This window comes from Bacillus sp. JJ1127, assembly GCF_036965845.1.
Classification (GTDB): domain Bacteria; phylum Bacillota; class Bacilli; order Bacillales; family Bacillaceae_G; genus Bacillus_A.
In genome coordinates, this window is sequence record NZ_JBALQK010000033.1 from 1 (window position 1) to 19,262 (window position 19,262).

General features: G+C 31.5%; 25 protein-coding genes and 3 pseudogenes. 13 read left to right on the top strand and 15 right to left on the bottom strand.

From position 1 onward, the window contains the following. Window positions 1-45: 45 nt before the first annotated feature. Complete coding sequence (locus V7183_RS04145) at window positions 46-645, bottom strand: hypothetical protein (protein WP_335358764.1); 600 nt, start codon at window positions 643-645, stop codon at window positions 46-48. A gap of 614 nt (window positions 646-1,259) precedes the next feature. Between V7183_RS04145 and V7183_RS04150 the strand changes: the two are divergent. The 8 genes and pseudogenes from V7183_RS04150 to V7183_RS04185 form a co-directional block, all read left to right on the top strand. After that, a pseudogene (locus V7183_RS04150) lies at window positions 1,260-1,774 on the top strand (hypothetical protein). Between the two features lies 1 nt (window position 1,775). After that, window positions 1,776-2,249 carry a hypothetical protein gene (locus tag V7183_RS04155; RefSeq protein ID WP_335358765.1) on the top strand — a complete coding sequence of 158 codons (474 nt, stop codon included), beginning with the start codon at window positions 1,776-1,778 and terminating at the stop codon, window positions 2,247-2,249. Between the two features lie 99 nt (window positions 2,250-2,348). Beyond that, a complete protein-coding gene (nrdI, locus tag V7183_RS04160) occupies window positions 2,349-2,705 on the top strand; it encodes a class Ib ribonucleoside-diphosphate reductase assembly flavoprotein NrdI (protein WP_335358766.1) in 357 nt (118 codons plus the stop codon). A 44-nt stretch (window positions 2,706-2,749) separates the two neighbouring features. After that, window positions 2,750-2,896 (top strand): hypothetical protein, encoded by a 147-nt coding sequence (locus tag V7183_RS04165; RefSeq protein ID WP_335358767.1) that lies wholly within the window; start codon window positions 2,750-2,752, stop codon window positions 2,894-2,896. After that, entirely contained in the window at window positions 2,887-3,279 is a 393-nt protein-coding gene (locus tag V7183_RS04170) for a hypothetical protein (protein WP_335358768.1), read from the top strand. Before V7183_RS04165 ends, V7183_RS04170 begins: the two co-directional genes overlap by 10 nt. 527 nt (window positions 3,280-3,806) lie before the next feature. Next, window positions 3,807-4,217: a hypothetical protein gene (locus V7183_RS04175; RefSeq protein ID WP_335358769.1), complete on the top strand. Its 411-nt coding sequence runs from the start codon at window positions 3,807-3,809 to the stop codon at window positions 4,215-4,217. Then, entirely contained in the window at window positions 4,214-4,540 is a 327-nt protein-coding gene (locus V7183_RS04180; RefSeq protein ID WP_335358770.1) for a DUF960 family protein, read from the top strand. Before V7183_RS04175 ends, V7183_RS04180 begins: the two co-directional genes overlap by 4 nt. 243 nt (window positions 4,541-4,783) lie before the next feature. Next, window positions 4,784-5,056, top strand: a pseudogene (locus V7183_RS04185) (heteromeric transposase endonuclease subunit TnsA); the annotation flags it as partial. Window positions 5,057-5,354: 298 nt separating this feature from the next. Here V7183_RS04185 and V7183_RS04190 read toward each other — a convergent pair. After that, the gene (locus tag V7183_RS04190) at window positions 5,355-5,738 is read right to left on the bottom strand and encodes a RidA family protein (RefSeq protein WP_335358771.1); all 384 of its coding nucleotides are present in this window, start codon (window positions 5,736-5,738) and stop codon (window positions 5,355-5,357) included. Window positions 5,739-5,842: 104 nt separating this feature from the next. Between V7183_RS04190 and V7183_RS04195 the strand changes: the two genes are divergently transcribed. Beyond that, on the top strand, window positions 5,843-6,181 hold the full coding sequence (locus V7183_RS04195; protein ID WP_335358772.1) for a winged helix-turn-helix transcriptional regulator: 339 nt from the start codon (window positions 5,843-5,845) through the stop codon (window positions 6,179-6,181). Window positions 6,182-6,842: 661 nt separating this feature from the next. On the opposite strand, the gene V7183_RS04200 is transcribed toward V7183_RS04195, so the two are convergent. Next, window positions 6,843-7,037, bottom strand: coding sequence for a hypothetical protein (locus V7183_RS04200; RefSeq protein WP_335358773.1), 195 nt, complete (start codon window positions 7,035-7,037; stop codon window positions 6,843-6,845). A 93-nt stretch (window positions 7,038-7,130) separates the two neighbouring features. Next, window positions 7,131-7,472 carry a DUF4257 domain-containing protein gene (locus tag V7183_RS04205; protein WP_335358774.1) on the bottom strand — a complete coding sequence of 114 codons (342 nt, stop codon included), beginning with the start codon at window positions 7,470-7,472 and terminating at the stop codon, window positions 7,131-7,133. Between the two features lie 566 nt (window positions 7,473-8,038). Here V7183_RS04205 and V7183_RS04210 point away from each other — a divergent pair. The 3 genes from V7183_RS04210 (at window position 8,039) to V7183_RS04220 (ending at window position 11,233) form a co-directional block, all read left to right on the top strand. Next, a complete protein-coding gene (locus V7183_RS04210; protein WP_335358775.1) occupies window positions 8,039-8,668 on the top strand; it encodes a TetR/AcrR family transcriptional regulator in 630 nt (209 codons plus the stop codon). A 5-nt stretch (window positions 8,669-8,673) separates the two neighbouring features. Continuing rightward, window positions 8,674-9,600, top strand: coding sequence for a ketopantoate reductase family protein (locus V7183_RS04215; RefSeq protein WP_335358776.1), 927 nt, complete (start codon window positions 8,674-8,676; stop codon window positions 9,598-9,600). Between the two features lie 199 nt (window positions 9,601-9,799). After that, the gene (locus V7183_RS04220) at window positions 9,800-11,233 is read left to right on the top strand and encodes an IS4 family transposase (RefSeq protein ID WP_335358777.1); all 1,434 of its coding nucleotides are present in this window, start codon (window positions 9,800-9,802) and stop codon (window positions 11,231-11,233) included. 314 nt (window positions 11,234-11,547) lie between these two features. On the opposite strand, the pseudogene V7183_RS04225 reads toward V7183_RS04220, so the two are convergent. Then, window positions 11,548-11,802, bottom strand: a pseudogene (locus V7183_RS04225) (NUDIX hydrolase); the annotation flags it as partial. 204 nt (window positions 11,803-12,006) lie between these two features. Then, window positions 12,007-12,357, bottom strand: a complete 351-nt coding sequence (locus V7183_RS04230) for an SH3 domain-containing protein (RefSeq protein WP_016103962.1) — start codon at window positions 12,355-12,357, stop codon at window positions 12,007-12,009. A gap of 128 nt (window positions 12,358-12,485) precedes the next feature. On the opposite strand from V7183_RS04230, the gene V7183_RS04235 reads away from it, so the two are divergent. Continuing rightward, a complete protein-coding gene (locus V7183_RS04235; protein ID WP_257143790.1) occupies window positions 12,486-13,097 on the top strand; it encodes a TetR/AcrR family transcriptional regulator in 612 nt (203 codons plus the stop codon). A gap of 564 nt (window positions 13,098-13,661) precedes the next feature. Here the strand turns inward: V7183_RS04235 and V7183_RS04240 are convergent. From V7183_RS04240 to V7183_RS04280, 9 genes are all read right to left on the bottom strand, one after another. Next, the gene (locus V7183_RS04240; protein WP_335358778.1) at window positions 13,662-14,036 is read right to left on the bottom strand and encodes a hypothetical protein; all 375 of its coding nucleotides are present in this window, start codon (window positions 14,034-14,036) and stop codon (window positions 13,662-13,664) included. Between the two features lie 233 nt (window positions 14,037-14,269). Beyond that, on the bottom strand, window positions 14,270-15,124 hold the full coding sequence (locus tag V7183_RS04245; protein WP_335358779.1) for a ThiF family adenylyltransferase: 855 nt from the start codon (window positions 15,122-15,124) through the stop codon (window positions 14,270-14,272). Beyond that, window positions 15,121-16,116 (bottom strand): hypothetical protein, encoded by a 996-nt coding sequence (locus tag V7183_RS04250; protein WP_335358780.1) that lies wholly within the window; start codon window positions 16,114-16,116, stop codon window positions 15,121-15,123. Before V7183_RS04250 ends, V7183_RS04245 begins: the two co-directional genes overlap by 4 nt. Before the next feature lie 16 nt (window positions 16,117-16,132). Beyond that, window positions 16,133-16,870, bottom strand: coding sequence for a hypothetical protein (locus V7183_RS04255; RefSeq protein ID WP_335358781.1), 738 nt, complete (start codon window positions 16,868-16,870; stop codon window positions 16,133-16,135). Then, the gene (locus V7183_RS04260; RefSeq protein ID WP_335358782.1) at window positions 16,848-17,447 is read right to left on the bottom strand and encodes a hypothetical protein; all 600 of its coding nucleotides are present in this window, start codon (window positions 17,445-17,447) and stop codon (window positions 16,848-16,850) included. The genes V7183_RS04255 and V7183_RS04260 overlap by 23 nt, the downstream gene beginning before the upstream one ends. Before the next feature lie 18 nt (window positions 17,448-17,465). Continuing rightward, a complete protein-coding gene (locus tag V7183_RS04265) occupies window positions 17,466-17,984 on the bottom strand; it encodes a hypothetical protein (protein ID WP_335358783.1) in 519 nt (172 codons plus the stop codon). A 22-nt stretch (window positions 17,985-18,006) separates the two neighbouring features. Further along, a complete protein-coding gene (locus V7183_RS04270) occupies window positions 18,007-18,318 on the bottom strand; it encodes a hypothetical protein (protein ID WP_335358784.1) in 312 nt (103 codons plus the stop codon). A gap of 73 nt (window positions 18,319-18,391) precedes the next feature. Further along, entirely contained in the window at window positions 18,392-18,580 is a 189-nt protein-coding gene (locus tag V7183_RS04275) for a hypothetical protein (RefSeq protein ID WP_335358785.1), read from the bottom strand. Between the two features lie 23 nt (window positions 18,581-18,603). Continuing rightward, window positions 18,604-19,125, bottom strand: coding sequence for a peptide ABC transporter ATP-binding protein (locus V7183_RS04280; protein ID WP_335358786.1), 522 nt, complete (start codon window positions 19,123-19,125; stop codon window positions 18,604-18,606). Between the last annotated feature and the right edge of the window lie 137 nt (window positions 19,126-19,262).

The following is a 19,262-nucleotide window of genomic DNA, read 5'->3' on the forward strand; positions in this document are numbered from 1 at the left end:
AATATTGACTCAAATCCAATAAATTTAATTTATATATGTCCTTAATTAAACAATAGAAGGCTTTAGAAATCGTATTACGTTTTCCTTTTCGTTAAATTCACTCTCATGATTACAATTCTTTGAGGTAAGATCAACTATATAACTCTCTGAAATTTTAAACGTTTTTTCTTCATTAAACATGGCCAACGGAACTGACACTCCAACATTATTGTCTAAGTGACTAAGTACCATAACTGGGATAGTTTCTCCTTTTAATAAATCGACATATGAGGTCTTAACTTTATAATAATGCCCTTCTATAAAATTCATTTTCCCGTTTATTAAATCTACTGCAACTCCATTATTACAGTACGCTAAGCTTTGAGTTGAAAAATGTATATCATCTGATACTTTAATAAATCTCATTGTTTTATTATCAAATATATAAAAACCTTCTCTTACTACAAAAAGATTATGTGGATTAATAAACTCTAAAAGATAATGTGTGATTTCAAAACTAGTATCTCCCTCAATCAATTCTCTATATTCTACATATAGTTTCTCTAATTTTTTAAATGTACTTAATTTGATCCCCTGTATTGGTTTTGATGCAAGTGTTAAGTCATCTAATACCCATTTAGCCACATATGTTGACGTTGGAATCATGTATAAAATACCTCCTTCTAAATTCTATATATGAACATATAAACTCTTTAAATTTAATAAATTAGGCTCTACTTAAAGTATAAGCAGAATCTATTTAATAACTAAGATAATTCTCTAACTTTTTCATATTTACTTCTTAAATATTATATTTTTCAAAATCCAAATGAATTCTCTATTATTAATTTACATTTTCAGAAATTTAAGATATTATTTGTTATATACACCTTTTTTATTTTTAATATCAATTTCAATGCACATAAGCCCTTCGGGTTACTTGAAATAAGAATGTAATGCTATCTGCATTTTATTCTTACTATCCAGTATCCTTGAAGGGCTTTTCGTATTGTCTAGAAAGGAGAGAGTAAATGACTTTTGACGAATTCATATTAGAACAATGCGGTAAAACATGATCCGAATTAAAAAATGAAACTTTAATTAAGTATCAGAATCTAAATTATGAAGACATTCAAGATATTATCTCGAATCAATATCTGCATTTGAGAAATGACTACGAAGAATTTTTAACAGAAATAAAGTAATGAAATATTAAACACGTTTTTGCGTAACAATCAGACTTCTCTAGATGGAGGAGTTTTTATTTTGGAGGGAGTTAGATGAATAATTTTATTGAATTGCTGAATGAGACCTACTGGGACACATGTATAATTCATGAACATTCCGCGATCCAGAAATTCTCTAAAGCAAATATTGAATTTACCAAAACTATGCTTTTTTTAGACTCTTATAATCGTATCTACAAAAGCAACCAGAAGTATTTACTTTTATGATGGAAGTGCTCTCTTCAAGTCTAATAAAAGCAATATATCGTTTTATTGCACCAAAACTTGAAGAAAGAAATCTTCTCGAAAAGACAGAAGTACTGCATAAATTCCAAAACACTCGGCAGAAATCAACTTTCTATTTTAACAGTAAGATAGGGCAATATGAGTTAAGCATTAACTTTGAAAGTATTGCATCAATTAGCATGTACTTTGGAAGTCATGTGTTTGACGATATTAATCTGCTAGAAAGACAAATAAACTTTCTGTTGGACCAATTTTCAAATGCTGCAGCAAGTCATTATGAAGATGATAGAAATATTATTAAAGATAATAAGGAGGAATTATAAAATGTTTGAAAAAAATAATGAATTATTCAGTTTGTATTTAAATGGTGAATTTCAAGGATATGTTAATAGCGATGATTATCATCAAATAGCGGCCGCAATTCGTGTATTAGGCATGAAAGGAGATTTAATTATTACTTCCTTTATGGATACTACGGTTATTTCAACAATAGGAATATTTTTAGATTATTGCTTACCGGAAATACGTCAACCATTAATGCATGAACTAGTGCCAATGCAACTAAGTCCAGAAAATCCAGAATTAGCTCTTCTTGGAAACATTCAATTTTATGCTCAAGATGATGAAACAATAGAGGAGTTTGCAGAATTTCTTTTAGAAAGAGTTAAAGATACTCCTAATTATCCAGATGGTTTAATCCAGGGGGTTATATACGGAGTTGTTATACCTGTAGGAATGGAATCAACTAAAGAATCAATAATTGGAGATTTGAATGATCAACTAACTATTAGTAATTAGCACTTAGGTGAGAACCTAATTTTATAGTTTCAAGATGGGGTTATATTCAATTTGAATATGCCCCTTTTCATTTTAAAAAATAGTTAAGGGGGCAATTTTATGTTAGTGGCATTTGCATCTAAGACAAGTAATGTTGAACGATTTATAAAGTCATTTCCTGATATAAAGTCAGTAAAGATTACTGATAAATTACTCCTTGAAGAAGATTTTATACTCGTTACTTACACAACAGGTTTTGGTCAAGTGCCACAACTTGTAGAAGACTTCTTAACTAAGAACCATAAACATTTACGAGGAGTTGCAGCGAGCGGCAATCGTAATTGGGGAGATATGTTTGCAAAGAGTGCAGATGTTATCTCTTATAAATATAACGTACCCGTATTAATGAAATTTGAGTTATCTGGAACAATTAATGATCGAAAGAAATTCGAATTCATTTATTCACAAATCGTATGAAGAATATTTATGTTTTTCAATCATGCAGACCAGGAGGAATAAAAATGGCAAGTATTAATGGAATTGAAATCAAGACATTTACAATTAAGCGAGGACATGACGGTGAATCACTTCAACAAGCAGTTGTATATATAGACAAAAAAAAGCTGGCTATGTATTCGATGGTGATTGGGGCGGTCCAATGGTATTAGAATTTAGTAATTATGACCTAACCTTGATTAAACAAAGATTATTTGCATATGCCAAAAATGAAAATTTCATATCTAGTATGTCTTGTGATATAGAAATGTTATTTGCATTACTACTCGGGTATGTAAACTTAGAAAAGGTATATAAAAAGATTGGTAAAAAAAATAAAGAGTTACTCTTATTGGTAGTTGGCCTTCGGGAAAATTATTTAAAAGGCTGGTCAGTGGATAATGAATTAGTTTATTGGCAATTAGAGAATAATAATCAAAAAAAATTAAATAACTTTATAGAAAAAATAAAAAAGAGTGAAGGTTGTACTGAAGTTCTTATGTTCCAAAGACTAGAGGATTTTCACATAAAAACCCTTGCTTTCATTCAGAATTAAACAAAATCATTATCACTTATTAATAGCCAAAATATCTTTTTGTAGTTTAACTTTAATGAAATTGTAAAATTCAATACTTGGATAAAACTTCTGATTCACTCAGATTATTAGGGTGGATCAGAACTATATTAAGGAGGTCCTTTATGCTTAATTTGGTTAGTGTTAAATCAAAAACTCCTACTATGAAATTTCCAAGAATCAAAAAACTAATACAATTTGATATAGATATTTGGCTATATCAACATAAATTACCCCACGATCAGCTGGATTTATACTTTAAAAAATGTACAAATTGTTGCTATTATGTCGAGACAACTGAATTATATGAAATGAAAATAATACAAGGACAAACATATAGGGATATATGCAGCGATTGTCACTATGTTTTACGTAATTTCGTGTGAAATTCTTATTGATAATACCTTTCATGAGAATACTATAATCCCTTAATTACTTTATTTGTATAATTATACTAAAAGTATGGTACGTGAAATTTTATTGATAGCACATAAGGAGGCTTTGAATAAATGTCAAATGTTGTATTAATTATAAAGCATTCAGATTTATTAAGCTCAATTGATGAGAGATTAACTAATTCTAAATCCGTGGAAAAAATACTTGAATTACTAAACAAAGCGAGAACAATCTCTTTACAGCCACAAGGTATGTTATGGCATTGGAAAGAATTTGAGTGGAATACGCCAGAGGAACTAGGAGAAAGCAGAAACGACTCTCAAAATAGTGAGCCGTTGTTACTATTATTTTATTGGTTAAATTGTATTGGCAATGAAAACTATTATTTGGCGAGAATTGAAGAGAGATATGTAATAGATGGACTTGATTCGTTAGATACATGGGGTAACTTACGTGTACCATCAATAGATTTATCTCTAAATGTGTCAATTTCCTTTGGTTTTGAAAAGGAGGATATACTATGAAAATATGTAATCTTTATCGACATCGTTACGGAACTGCAAGTATAGATAAAATCCTCCCTTCGGTAATAACTAAAAGTATTTGGGATTTCTTTAAAGCGCAAATCCTCATGAGAAGTAATACTATTTCTATATTAAGCTATAAACACATCTTCGATTTAAAAATAGAAAACAACTACTTGGTATTAAATTATTATCAAGAAAGTCCAGGTTTTGAGATCCGTTCAAAAACAAACGTAATAATAGATAATCTTCCAATAGAACAAATCATTTGGATAATTGATAATGGCAAAAGTTTTATTATGATGTTACCTTCAGATTATTAACAAAGGACAAAAAAAGACTCGGTGATCAAACCGAGTCTTTTCTTCATATTGTAGAACGTGAATTAAAACCATCCAAATTCGCATTCTTTAAAATATAACTATTTCATATCTATCATACTTAATGTTGCGTTTGCAGATGTGGATTCGAAATAAAGTCGTGATGTTTATAAAAAAAATGCGATGTTTTAAAAAAAGTTACGAAGCTTTACCCCTTTGGTTATGATTAACCAAAGGGGTGTTTTTATGTCCAAAAGAAAAAGAACATCTAGAGTTGAAAAGTGGATCAAAGAAGGTCGAGGTTCTGGTATCGGTACAGATTATAAGCCATGACTAAAGATTCAGGATGTCTCCTTTTTGGGCCGCTCCACTCGTTTAAAAGGAATAAAAACGAATAGACAACATGAGTTTTTATCAGATTTAGAACGAAACTACTTTTATTTGACTGAATATTCCGGTTTTGTTGTTGATATTCGAGAGCAATTTCCTCTACTACCGTTGGAAGAAACAATTGTCATTGTAGGATTAAAATAAAGTTACGATGTTCATAAAAAAGATACGAAGTTTAAAATAAAGTTGAGACGTTTATAATTTTGCAAAGAGTGATTATTACACATCGGGAAATTCGTTAGAATTGGGATTTAGCCTTTCAAAAAAATACAAAACCCCCGAATAGGTAGACTTTTTCTAAAAGTGTCTACTATCCAGGGGTCAGTTCAATCAAGTTGATTCCCCTTTTAATTTTCTTAACTTACTTCAATAATCACCTAAAGGAATGCGCTTGACATGATTACTTTGATTTTAAAATGTAGTTTACTTAGTTGGTGTGTGCGATGGCGCTGATTTCAATCAGTTGCCCTGGGAATGCCAAGTAAGTCACGCCGATAAGGCTGCCAGCCGGTCGATGTTGTCCTAGGTATTCCTTGAACAGCCGGAGGACTGGTTCGGAATGTTCTTGCGCATTTGTTAAATAGATCTCCATATAAGCGAGGGTGGACTTCGTGACACCAAATCCCTCCAATACGCGATCGAGATTTTCAAGCGTCTGTCGGGTCTGTGCTTCGATATTGCCATCGCCAATGAACGCACCCTCCATATCATGGGAAAATTGTCCTGAAATGTAGATAGTGCCGTTGACGCTGTAACCTTGGGTAATACCGTGATCCCAAAGACTGTGACCGTAGGTTTTAACATTAGTCATTTTTTTCCTCCTTTACTTCAATGTAATGTCAGTATAAAATGAACGCAAACAAAAAAATAGTACGCACTTTTTTGATAGATACTACCTGAAAGGATAGTGTAAATATGAGTATGGCTGACTTTCAAGAAAAGGGTAATGTTCAAGAGACACCTTTTGGTTATACAATATCAGTAATTGGTGGTAAATGGAAAATGCTTATTATTTACCTTCTTGCAGAAAACCAACCAGTTCGATTTAATGATTTGAAAAGAAAAATAGGAACTATTACTTTTAAAACATTGAGTTCACAACTTAAAGAATTGGAAGCTGATGGGATTGTTAGACGCAAAGAGTATCCTCAAATTCCCCCTAAAGTTGAGTACAGTCTCACACATAAAGCAGAAACTCTATTACCTATTTTGGAACAGTTATGTGAGTGGGGAGAAAAAAACAGCAATAATTAAGCTCCTTCAAGCTGATGAAATTAATAGCATCATCCATTCAAAAAACGTGGAAGTTTTTTACGAGAGCAATTAGAAAACTGTGGATTTAATTCTTTGTTCATGACAGAGGCGTTTGTGGAATAAAGAGATTTAAAATAATCAATCTTTTTTATAAAAAACAGTTATTAAAAATAATAGAAAGCTGTCATTTTGATCAATCTTTATTCAAAAAGACAGCTTTTTATATACAGTTGTAGCTTTGAAATTAAGTCGTACCGTTTATAAAAAAGATGAACTGTTTTTAAAAAAGTTGCGATGTTTTGGAGAAAGTTTAACTGTTTTAATGGTGTGAAAACAAATTAAATACAGTGATATCAGCTTTTATGTGAAATTTTGATTAAACTTTCTCGAAAAAGTAAGTTACTAAAAATAACGGATGATTCTTATTTTGATCAAACTTTATTTAAAATAACAGCTGACCATATATCAAATTCTTAGTGGCTGCGAAATTGCTTTTAATTGAACTTTATTTCAAACCAACAACAGTAAAATCAAGGGTTTAAAGTAATTTATAATCAAACTTTATTCTAAACCAACAACAGACAATTATTTCACAAATTTTTTAACTAAAAAAGAAGCTGATGGATAAAATCCATCAGCTTCTTTTTGTCTTGCTATTCAATTAGAAGCTAGCCGTCGCTGCTTCCTCTCCTGAACTTATCATCCGTTGTTCAATCTTTCCCAGCAGTTCCTTTATCTTTCCTGAATAAAGTTTAACTGCTTTAGTAGATTGAGCATTTTTAAGCTCTTCTGTCCATTCTGCTAAATCTTCCTTTTCTTGATTATTTAAATAATCAAAAACTTCCTTTCGAGACATCGGGCTCACCTCAACTCAACTCACTTTATTTGGCTATTGCATAACCAAATCTCCTCATCTCTCTATTTCTATTTATACCAGATTTCTCCTCTTTTATTCCTTATTCTTTTTTTCAAGTTCAGTCAGCTTCTTTGAAATCGACTGAATCTCATCGGTTTTCACTTGTTCCGTTGCCAAACGATTGTGCAGCAAAAAGGCTTGCCCTGAAATCCCAGCAAGAATACTCACCTTAAGAATATCCATCATTGTTTCAGGGTTAAACATTGCAACACCAACGAGTGAAGCAATACTGCCTACAAACATTTCCCCCAAGAAACCCGGGTGAAATGCAAGCTTGCTCTTACGAGGCAACAAGAACTTTTTGTTTGTGATGTAATGACTAGCCAATCCTGAGATCATACCAGCCACGACAGCTACAATTACAGTAACCAACATAATATGCACCCCTTTTCGAAAAACTTTTGACATTGCAGCAGCAGTTTGAATTTAATAATTAGTTCCTATGACATAGCATCACCCCTTTCAGGCAAAAACAAATAACCTTCCAGGAAAATGAATTGTTTACACAGTAAAATAAAGCAACATAAAGTTCCTTTTTGTGTAATTTCATTAACCCGAAAGGTTATAAGTAATTAGTGATATAAAAAGAAAAAGAAAAAATGCAACTAAATTATATCACAATGAAGCATGTTTTATCTTTTAATTCAGAAAATTAATTGGGTAATTTAACTTTCTCTAGTTTATGTACATTTATTCATTTTTCACACGATATTTCTTTTTATTAAAGGGGTACTGATGCATGCCCATCAACCTAATAAAATGGGTTACCCCCAAAACGATAAAAATGAACTTCGTTGCTATAAAAGACACAAAATTTTCGTTTTGAGGATAATTTAAAACTTTAAATTGATCAGCATGCAGCAGTACCCTGGCTGTATTTACAAATTTATTGTTATAAACTATAATTAAACCGACCGTCGGTTTAATTATAAGGAGGATAAATGGCTAGAACAAATAAAGATTTCAATAACAAAAGAAATGAGTTACTAGAAAAAATATGGAATATATTTATTACAAATGGTTATGAGAACACAACACTCTCGTTTATTATTAAGACATTAAATATTTCAAAGGGTGCATTTTATCATTATTTTTCTTCTAAAGAAGAATGCGCGGATGCAGCAATAGAAATGTATGTTAAACGTTGGTATAAGGAAATAACGGAACAGGATGTAAAAGAATTGAAATCTGATGAAAGGCTTAAACAAATTATTTTAACTGGGATACAAATTGCCAGTAATAATAGTGAGCAGAATGAAAAAATTAATTCTCCATCAAATGCAATATTTCATCAAAAATTAATAGTTAGCATTATTAAACAATTTGCACCTATTTATGCCGAAATAATATCACAAGGGGTTAAAGAGGGGATTTTTCATGTAACCTATCCGCTTGAAACAGCCGAAATGATTTTAACACTTTCTAACTTTTATTTAGATATTGATTTATTTAAATGGAATGAAGGAATAATGATTTCAAAAGTTACTGCATTTGAGGAATTGCTTACACGCAGTTTGGGTGCCGAAAATAATACATTTATTTTTATTAGTAAATTATTTGAGTTGAGGTGAAAATAATGAAGATATTAATAGTTGGTACAGGTGTAATTGGGACTCTTTACGCCCATTCACTTTCAGGACATCATGAAATTACTCATTTTGTTCGCGAGAATAAGTTTCACATTATGAATAAAAGAACTATGTCATATGACATTATAGATGAACGTGAAGATAAAGAAAATATGTATACAATTGGAGAATATACTTATAGATGTGTAGTAAATGTGGAGTGTGATTATGATTTAATAATTGTACCTGTAAATTCATATCAATTAAATGAGGTTCTTGAAGCACTTATAAAACAAGCACCTCATGCAAATTATTTGTTATTTACTTTAAATTGGGATGGAACAAAAGAAATTGATAGTATATTGAAAAAAGAACAATATATTATGGGATACCCTGGAGGTGGAGGTACTTTTAAAGGTAACTTGCTTTGGGGAAATATAGGACAAGATGTTAAATTAGGCGCAGTATATGAACAACAAAAACCATTACTGAGCAAAACGATTAAGATGTTTGAAGAGTGTTCTATTATTCCTGAAATTCCTACAAACATATTACATGCATTATGGATGCATAATGTAGGATCGAGTCCTATTGGAGTTGGGCTTTCGAAATATAATGATATTGATAGATATTTAAAAGATGAAAAATTAGTAGAAACATGCTTTAAAGCAATGAGTGAATGTTATAGCCTATGTGAAAAAAGAGGAGTTAATTTAAGCGAATTTCCTGAAGTTGAAATGTATAATATGCCATTTTCTATAATATATCCAATGTTTAAAAATAATTTTGAAGAGAATCCAATTGTTCAACGTTATACAGCTCATGCATTACTAGCAATTGATGAAATGAAAGATAACTTTAAAAACATGCTTTATTTAGGAAATAAAATGGGGATTACTATGCCTAATATGCAGAAACTTGATAACTTGGTTTAATATCTTTTATTTATTGTGGCCTGTATATTTTAAACTTAAGGTGACAATCAAATGAATTATGAGTGATACTTTTTCAAACATAAAACCATCTTTTCCTAATGAGAGGCTTGGCATATCGCTATCAGGCTAACAATATTCCTCTAAAATGAAAAATACGCTATTCTTTCTGTAGAATCATAGGAAAGGATGGCGTTTTTTTATGGATCTCTCGCTTTCTGAAGAATTACATCTATTCTCACAAGAATTACAACGCTTTCTATCTCCAGTAGTCCTACAAGACATCGCCAGACAAGTTGGCTTTGTAAAGCGATCTAGTAAATATCAAGCAAACGAACTCATTGCCCTTTGCGTATGGCTCAGTCAGGAAATCGCTAGCACATCACTTACACAATTGTGCAGTCGATTAGAAGCTTCCACTGGGGTACTAATGAGCCCAGAAGGATTGAATCAACGCTTTAATCCAGCAGCTGTCACATTTCTTCGAGAAGTCTTTACTTCTCTTCTCACACAAAAACTCTGTTCCAATCAATCGCTTTCTGCACACATGATATCTATTTTCAATCGTATTCGTATTTTAGATGCGACGGTGTTTCAGTTACCAGATACCTTCGCCACTGACTATCAAGGATCAGGTGGAAGTAGTAATACTGCGGGGGTGAAGATTCAACTTGAATACGATTTACTCAGTGGTCAATTTTTAAACGTACAGCTTGGGCCAGGAAAGAACAATGATAAAACATACGGTACCATTTGTCTTGAAACCGTTGAAAAAGGAGACCTATGTTTGCGTGATCTCGATTACTTCGATTTAAGTGATCTACAAGCGATTCACGATAAAAAGGCTTACTATATCTCGAGGTTGAAGCTGAATACACGCATTTATATCAAGAACCCTGAGCCAAAATACTTCAACAATGGTACGTTAAAAAAGCAAACAGAATACATCCAACTTGATATGACACAAATGATGTCTGGTCTATCCCCTGGTGAAACGATGGAAATCCCCGAGGCATATATTGGCCAAAATCAGAAGCTTCCAGCACGTGTCATGATCCATCGTTTAACCGACGATCAAACACAAACGCGTTTGAAAAATCAAGCAATACGTGAGAAGAAAAAGGGTATTATCATGAAGGATAAAAGTAAGCGTTTGATGAGCATGAATGTATATATTACGAACACATCGCCAGAAGAAGTACCGACTAACTATGTGCATTCCTTGTATTCACTGCGTTGGCAAATAGAGATTTTGTTTAAAACATGGAAGTCGTTCTTTGAAATTGATGAGTGTAAGGACATCAATTTCAAAGAACGTTTTGAATGCCATTTGTATGGCCAACTCATTGGCATTCTCATCTGTTCCTCTACGATGTTTCAAATGCGACAGTTTCTACTCGAAAAGCAGAAGCAAGAACTAAGCGAATACAAAGCAATTTATATGATTAAGGATTACTTTCAGTTACTGTTCCAAGCAATGGCGGTTGACACAGATGAACTCTCGGCGATTCTGCATCGCCTCTATCAATCGCTTAAAAAGAATGGTCGTAAATGTCATCGTTACAAAAAAATGACCGTCTTCGATATTCTTGGTGTTGTCTATGAAACGACGGTGAATAAAAGACAAATTGCCTAGCAGAAAAATCACATTTTCATAGGTTTATTTGGCATGTTTATTTTTCCAAAACTCATTAGTCATAGTACAAAAATCAAGGTATAGCTAGGATTTCTCACTGTTAGCTTGATGGGCATGGGGTACTGATGGCAAAACGCAGATTTTATAAGCTAAGACATTTTCTAACAATGAAATTTCATCTTTGCTACTGTAAAAAAAACAACTAGATCTCCGTACGAGGTGCTAGTTGACGTAAAATTCGTTATCAGAAGTAATTGATTTTTTCATTTTCAAGTCTTGTCAGTAGATTATAAGGACTCACTTTCCATGCTTCGTATGGAGCAAAATTTTTTTGTCTCATTATAATAAACACGAGTAATTCCAATTGGACGTATGATAATATCTGTCTCTTCAAGGAATTCTCTACTTACAGCTTCACTTAAGGATTCGCCTTCTTCAACTTGTCCCCCTGAAAGTTCCCAAGTATCCGAACGCCAATGTGTTTTGACTAGTAAAACTTCATCATTATTGTTAGTTACATAGGCAAAAACGGAAACTATATGTTTCGGGTAAGAATGGACCTTATCCAATCAAAGTACTCCCTTACTTACTTTGATTTTCTATATTTATTTTCTACAAAATCAAATGATTACCTCTTAAAGGGGTAGCGTCCCGAAAATGCGGATTTACAAAGTTAAGTTGTTTATAGCATTTTCGGGACGCTATCCAGCCTTATTTGAAGCAAAATTAGTTAAGTATTAATAGGGTAAATCCGCAAAATCCTGATGCTACCCTTATTGGCAAATGTTATATAATGTTGTGTGAGATACATAACCTGTCTTCCCGTTATAGGTAACTTTTAACCACTGATTAGAATTACTGTAATGACCTTGAACATACTCACCTTTTACCCATGTTCCAGTAATTCTCTTACCACTAGGAAATGTGTATAAAACAGACGATCCGACACTGGGAAAACTGCGCATTTTTGAACCATATATACCTACCGTACCTCCTTTTGTGCAAGCTGTTACTACAGTTTCATTTTCAGTGGTATTTGTAGCCGCGAAAGCAGATCCACTAAATGTAAACAAACTAAACATAAAAGCTGTTAGTAAAGTACAAATAGATAAGCGACGTAACAAAATAAATTCCCCCTTTTTAATATAGATGTTATTAATACTAACTAGTCAGTATTAATTAATTTATTGTATGCTGAGGAATATACTAAAATTAATTAAATGTTCAGTTTTCTCTTTGAAAAGGGGGTACTATGGTGAATTATCATCAAAAACAATCAGAAAATACGATTAACAAAATAATGCAATCGGGGATTGAATTATTTTCTAAACAAGGCTATTCTAGGACAAGCATTGATCAAATTGTAAAACATGCTGGATACTCTAAAGGGGCTTTTTATGTTCATTTTCCCAACAAAGAGGAGTTCTTGCTAAAGTTGATAAAAGAAGGTATAGATTTTTATTTTGAAGATTTAAAGGAAGCTCTTAATGGAAAAGATCAAGATTTGCTAAATACATTTAAAGAATACTCCATGCGTTTAGTAAATGAGTCTTATGAAAAGGGGTCTTCTCCTATGCTTCTCCAAGGATGTATGGTTTCGAATGAATTACCACAAATAAAAGAGATGCTTATTCTTCAGATGGAGGAATGGAGGTCATTTCTTACACATTTTTTTCAAAAAATGAAGGACGAAGGTATTGTCGGAAGTCCATTAGATGCTAGAACTTTAGCAACAACAAGCATGGCTATTTTTAATGGATTTAATTTGCAACATTTTGTAGACAATCGAATTCCAATACAGGATATGCTAAATGTTTTTGTTGAACTCCTTCAAATCCAAGAATCGAATAAAAAAGATGAATAAGAGTATTGTGTCAATTGAATTCTGTATATGGTATACATGTTAGGTTAACATAACGTCCCATTATTAGCAGTAACCAAATCCCTGAAAGCCATTCATACCAGGAGTTTACTAGCCTTCCGTTCTATCCGATGTATGCAGGATTTCATACATCCCTGTCACAACAGCATTTGGCAGTTCAAATCGTTCTCGTAGTCTGCATGAAATCCTGCATATCCTCAGAGTATAAAATTCGAGTTTTGCCGTCAGTACCCTATACCCATCAACCTAAGATTTTGAAGTATCCCCAAAACGAAAAAACGTTATTCTCTCTATAGAAATATGCAAAGAGAATAACGTTAAATAGATTAAACTAATAAGAGGATATTATGTTCAATATATGAGCATATATCCTCTTTTCTTATATATATTAGATTAGTTATACAGATATTGAAAATACAGTTCAATATGTATATAATATTCAGAAAAGTATGTATAATTTAAGTAGAGGACGTAGCCCATATAGCCGTTTAATAATTATTTATGTTGCCTTTATATATTTACTTAGTCTTCATTATCAGAAGTTAATTAGATCCGTCTTATAAAATAAAATAATAAAGATGATAAAGTAATAGGAATACTGAAGTCCAGTATAGTAAAAAATATAATATGTCCTCCAGAGAATCCCATACCAATTAAATAACCATAGAAAACTCCTAACAATACAAATAAGGGAATTCCGATTTTCAACTCATAACTCCTCTTTATTTTTCTATAAAAAAATTCTCCTAATAAACAACCTATAAGAACAGGGATACTTCCAAGTATCACATACATAATAATTGATACCCAAATTGGACCCCATGTCTCTGCAAAATTTGGTGTTTGTACATACTGTAAAACATTCACAAAAGTAGAGAAAAATATCAAGCACGCTAAATAGCTAACTGCAAATTTTTTCAACGTAATCATCCTCACGATTTCCTAATCTTACCTTCATTATATGACAGTTACCATTGTGTAAGAGAGATAAAATGTGAAATGAATATCATATGCATGTAAGGTTACATAACATATCATTATCAATCGTCAATACTGAATAGATTTTTCGTTATGGGGGGATTTTGGTTCTTTAGGTTGATGGAGATGCGTCAGTACCCCTTAAAGTTAAAAATGAAATTATATATATTAACCAATTATTCCTTAATACCCTTAATTGTTAAATCAAACTGCTGCCTTTGTTCCTCAGTTACAGGAAATGCTCTACTATATCCTTTTTTCGCATGAAATAAAATATGATGATTTACAATCAAATATTGATTGATGATAAAATTCAACATATTATTAACCGCCAACGCCGAGTATTGATTTGTAATACGCCTTTGCGGCTGTGATTCTACTACTCGATCACACGAAATGTCGCTAGGTGCTATAGTATCCTCATCTGTTAAGACATCTGGATACAATACAGCAACAGGTGATAAAATAGTTTCACCTTTTACTCTTAACCCTGTGACGGTTTGCCCTGTATATCCACTTTCTTCTTGGTGTTTAATTATTTCCTTACTAGGGTTTCCCTTTATTAAATCTACTGCATCATTCCCTGTGTCTATATAAATAATATTTTCTTGTTCATTGAAAAATTTATGAAATTGTTGCCGTGAAAAATTATTATCGACGCAGCTTATTAAAATTTTTATGGATTCCTTTGTATTATTTACTTTCAATGATTCGAATAAATTTTTTAACAGATCCGTAGTTTCAATATATTCCTCAGAATATGAACGCAAATCAATTCCAAATGGATTTGAATATCTTTTTGCTAACACGTCAGCTTTTTTCTTACCTATTTCATTTTTAATAAAATACTGATTTCTTAAGTTTTTCTCTTCAATACTATCTGCATCTGCCAAAATACCCTTTATTTCCGTATTTCTAGAAGTAACCATTTGTTGTGCTAAATATTGTGCCACTAATGATCCGGTACCTCCAGTACCAACTTGAACTATATGAATAGGTATATCTGCATTAAATGGATGTAGTTGAATCATATTTCATACACCCCATCTATTACAGACTTTACAACCTCCACTTGTTCCAATGGCCCAATTATATTAAATGGTGATACAAATACCTTTGTAAGGTCTACTAGATGATGTGAACCCCCCCTATAAATCCTTGCATGAATTGAAGGGAAATATTGATGTAGTCTACCTACGATTACGTAAATAATGTTTGGAACAACCTCGTTTTGATTATCCAAACTACTTGGTATTTCACTCATATTATGATGTGAATGTATCTGAAGTACTAACCGTTTCTCCATTTGAATTAGAACATCAGATTCAGGTTTAACCCAATATTTATTTACTTTTTGCTTAGGAAAGACTATTTCATAACACCCATTATGATCAAGATATACTTCTGCATGTAGCTCTAACTCTTTAGACGCATAATATTTTGCATGCGATATGAATGTTTGAAGTATATGATGTGGTATTGGAAAAGAAGGTACTATTTTAGTGCTATTGCCCTTCTTCTTCATATCAATGGATACAGAGATAATATTCTTATCTTTTATATATCCCATTATTACATGACCTTTTACTAATTCATCGTATCCTGAACTCTCCATTCTTTCTCTTAATTTTTCATCACTAATTTCCAAGCAGTTTTGTTTTCCATTATTAAGAATCTCTTCTTCCTCAAAAAACTCAGATAAATTATGTGTATTTCCCCAGTACTTCACTACTGTTTCATTATTCAACTTCCATAATTTAAAATCTTTTATTATCACATCATTTTCGAGCTTCTGTTTTTTATCTTTTTGATCTTTCTTAGACACCGGTTGTTGTTTATTTCTATTAGGTTCTTTTAATCTAGATGCTTTTTTTTCTTCGCTGGCCCTTTTTTGCTCTTCCATCTTTTGTATTGCCAAAATCGTTCCTTCGTCTAAGTTATTTATTGATTCAGCACCATTGTTTTCATTTTCTTTGTTTTCTTCTAATAAATAATCAAAGATATCCAGTTCTTTTTTACTCATAATGAATTCCTCCTTATTATCTTAAATTCTTAAATTCTTTAACTAGTTGCATATAGTTCTTCTTATATGGAACTAACCAATTATCCTTAAATTCTTTTCCATCTAAATAACTAAAAAGTTGGAAAACATCTGACTTATTTTTTAATTCAAGATCACTTGAAACTCTATCCGGTGTATACATATCTGCACCAAACGGTAATTGATGAAACCATCGTTCAAATGCTGTTAAATTTTCTATTGTAGGAGGCCTATTTCCACCCATACATACATTCCCATTAAAAAAAACATTCGGAAATGGATATACGTATAGTGGTGATTCTAATTTGATAGTTTCATCTTTCATCGCATAAGCAAAAGCACTCTGAAAAGATTTAACCCCTTTTGAATTTTGCAATACGGAGAGTACCAATAAGACCCTTGGAAAACCCACATTATTAAAGGTCAATTTTTCTTTATGATTCCCTCTCCATAATTCAACCTTTCTATTTGCTTTCTCCAACTCTAAAAAATAATAATGTTTAATTCCATCTTTAGTACCAATAGAGATATGTTGTTTTAAATTCCTTGGGATAAAACCGGAATCATAATTAAATTCAAAATCTAATTCCTCTTTTGCTAGTGAAATAGACTTTGCAATTGATTTACCAAGCTCAATAGCAGGAAATTTAAAATTCCTTTTAATTACGCCTAAATCATCCACAATCTTTGCTTCTACAATTGGGGAATGCTCCTCAATTTTTAAATAAATTGTCAAAGTAAGTCCTCCCAACAATTTCTTCTTTATATAGGTTAAAATTAAAGTTTTCTTTTTCTTCTTGAATTTTTTTTACGAAATACACCATTTCAAAAAGTCCAATCCAAGTAAAAACATCAAAATATTCATATTGACTACACATGACAAAAGCAAATTCATTATGGAATTCATGATCCACATCTTCTTTAAATTGAGTCACTCTATCCGCGAGCAAATTCTTAATATCATTTGCTTCATATCCTGAAGGTAATGGAACGAAAACTAGTAATACTGGTTCATCAAACTCTCCTTCAAATAATTCATTCGCCTCACATTCCTGATACTCTCTTACCATTGCTTCTTCCATATAGCCGATACAATTTAGTATTCCTTCTACAAGTTCTGTATATGGATTGAAGCCATTATAAGAGTAGAAATCTGCATTCCAGTCTAATTTCTGTATCACTAAACCCTCAAACAATTCCGCTGGTACTCCTTCAATCTTCATTGAACTAAATAAAGAAATAAGGTTTATTATTGTTAGATTTGAATTCTCTTCATGTTCATCTACTTCTAAACGTTCCCATATATCTCTCATGATATTAACTCCTTACTCTTAGATTGAATTCAATAAATCTATATACTTGTTTAATTTGTTCGTGTCTAATACATCATGAATATCTTCATGAACTACATAAAACACATTCTTATTAGCATAGTCACTTATAAAAATTAATTCAGGAAAAATATCTTTTACAGAGTCCAAATCAATGTTATTTCTTATTTGTAATAAGCACGTATCATTTAAAGATAATCTTTTATTATATTCCTGAAATACTAGCTCTTCTAATTGCTCTAAATGAATTTCTTCTTCATTCATTAAAAATGCCGCTTGAAATTTACATTTTTCATATATTGATTGTAGTAACGCATTAACAAAATTAATATGGGCACATTCACTATTAAACTCAACATCATGTTCTTGAAGAACGATTTCGTAATCATCCATATTCACGCTTGCTAATAATTCTTTTAAATCACATATGAAATAGATTAGTTGAAAAAAAGAATTGTACATATCAAATATAGCAGTAATATCATTTCCAACAAAAAACTGCTCTAAATCATCATTCATAATTTCCCCTCTTTTTCTAACCTTAAAAAAATGGGAACTCTTCTTCCGTTACATCTGCATACTCAACATTCCCTGTAATCTCATCTAAAATTGTATGATTCTCAAACAATTCAGGTCTCATGTAATCCGCAGCTGCTACTATTAATTCAAGTTGAAAGTTTTGATCCAATAGTTCCTTAACTGAGAATGATTCTTTACGTATAAACTTTAAAACTTCCGCTAAATCAATAGGTACTATTAAATCAGCCACATCTGATTCTCGATCGTTCATTTTTAATAAAGAATTCTCAAATTCCTTGTAATTAAAGACGGCCACCTTTTTTAAAATTTTCATAATCGAAGTATCCACCCTTCATAGAAAATAAAAAAGACAAGGATATATATCCCCATCTTTTTCATAACTGCAGTTAGTTTTTTTCTTCATAAACAACCATTACGGTTACAAGTGGTTGGCCTTGATCATAATCGCGATTAATGATCCCACTTGGCTTTATTTCTTTAACTATTTTCCCTTGCATATCGCAATATTTCAAAAAACTATTCACTTCTTCATCAATTCTTAATGCATCTGCAATCACAGTTCTAATTTGTACCATAATAAGGTCCTCCTAATATTTTTTTATTTTAAATATGTAATCTCAGAAATTCTAAATCCATCTATTTCTGGTACATATTTAAATTCCAGAATTAAGTCGTTTTGTTTTACCAAAAACAATCCTTTTTTTACTTTTGTAACAGTTCTTGGGTTTTCATAATTAAATACATAGGGTTTACTTTTATAAGTAACCTTGTAATTTTTATCAGTACTAAAATATTCTGATGTAAATTCATCAGCTAATTCTGAAGTGGTCACATGATTTCCTAAAAACATTTCAAGGTCTTTTTTACTTTGATAAATGGTTAAGTGGCCATTCTTATCAATATCATCAAATATTAATTTGAATTGCCCTCCTAAGTCGTTAATCACATTTTGTGATAAATCATCTTCAAATAAATAATCGTATTGAATCTTTTGATTCAATTTTTCTACTTTGATAGGAGTTAAAGCATCTGTTTGAGGTTCATCTTTTATAAAAGTGTTATAAAAAACAAACATCATAGATAAAACACCTAACACTAAGAACATCCTCTTAATCTTCATAAAAATCTTCATCCTTTCACAATGTGATATTCTCCAAAAAACGCAAAAAAGCCCTTTTCGGAGTTGTATTTAAAAAGAAAGTAAAAGTAAAAAACTTAAACTATCTTTGAAAATCGAAACCCCGAAAGGGCTATAGT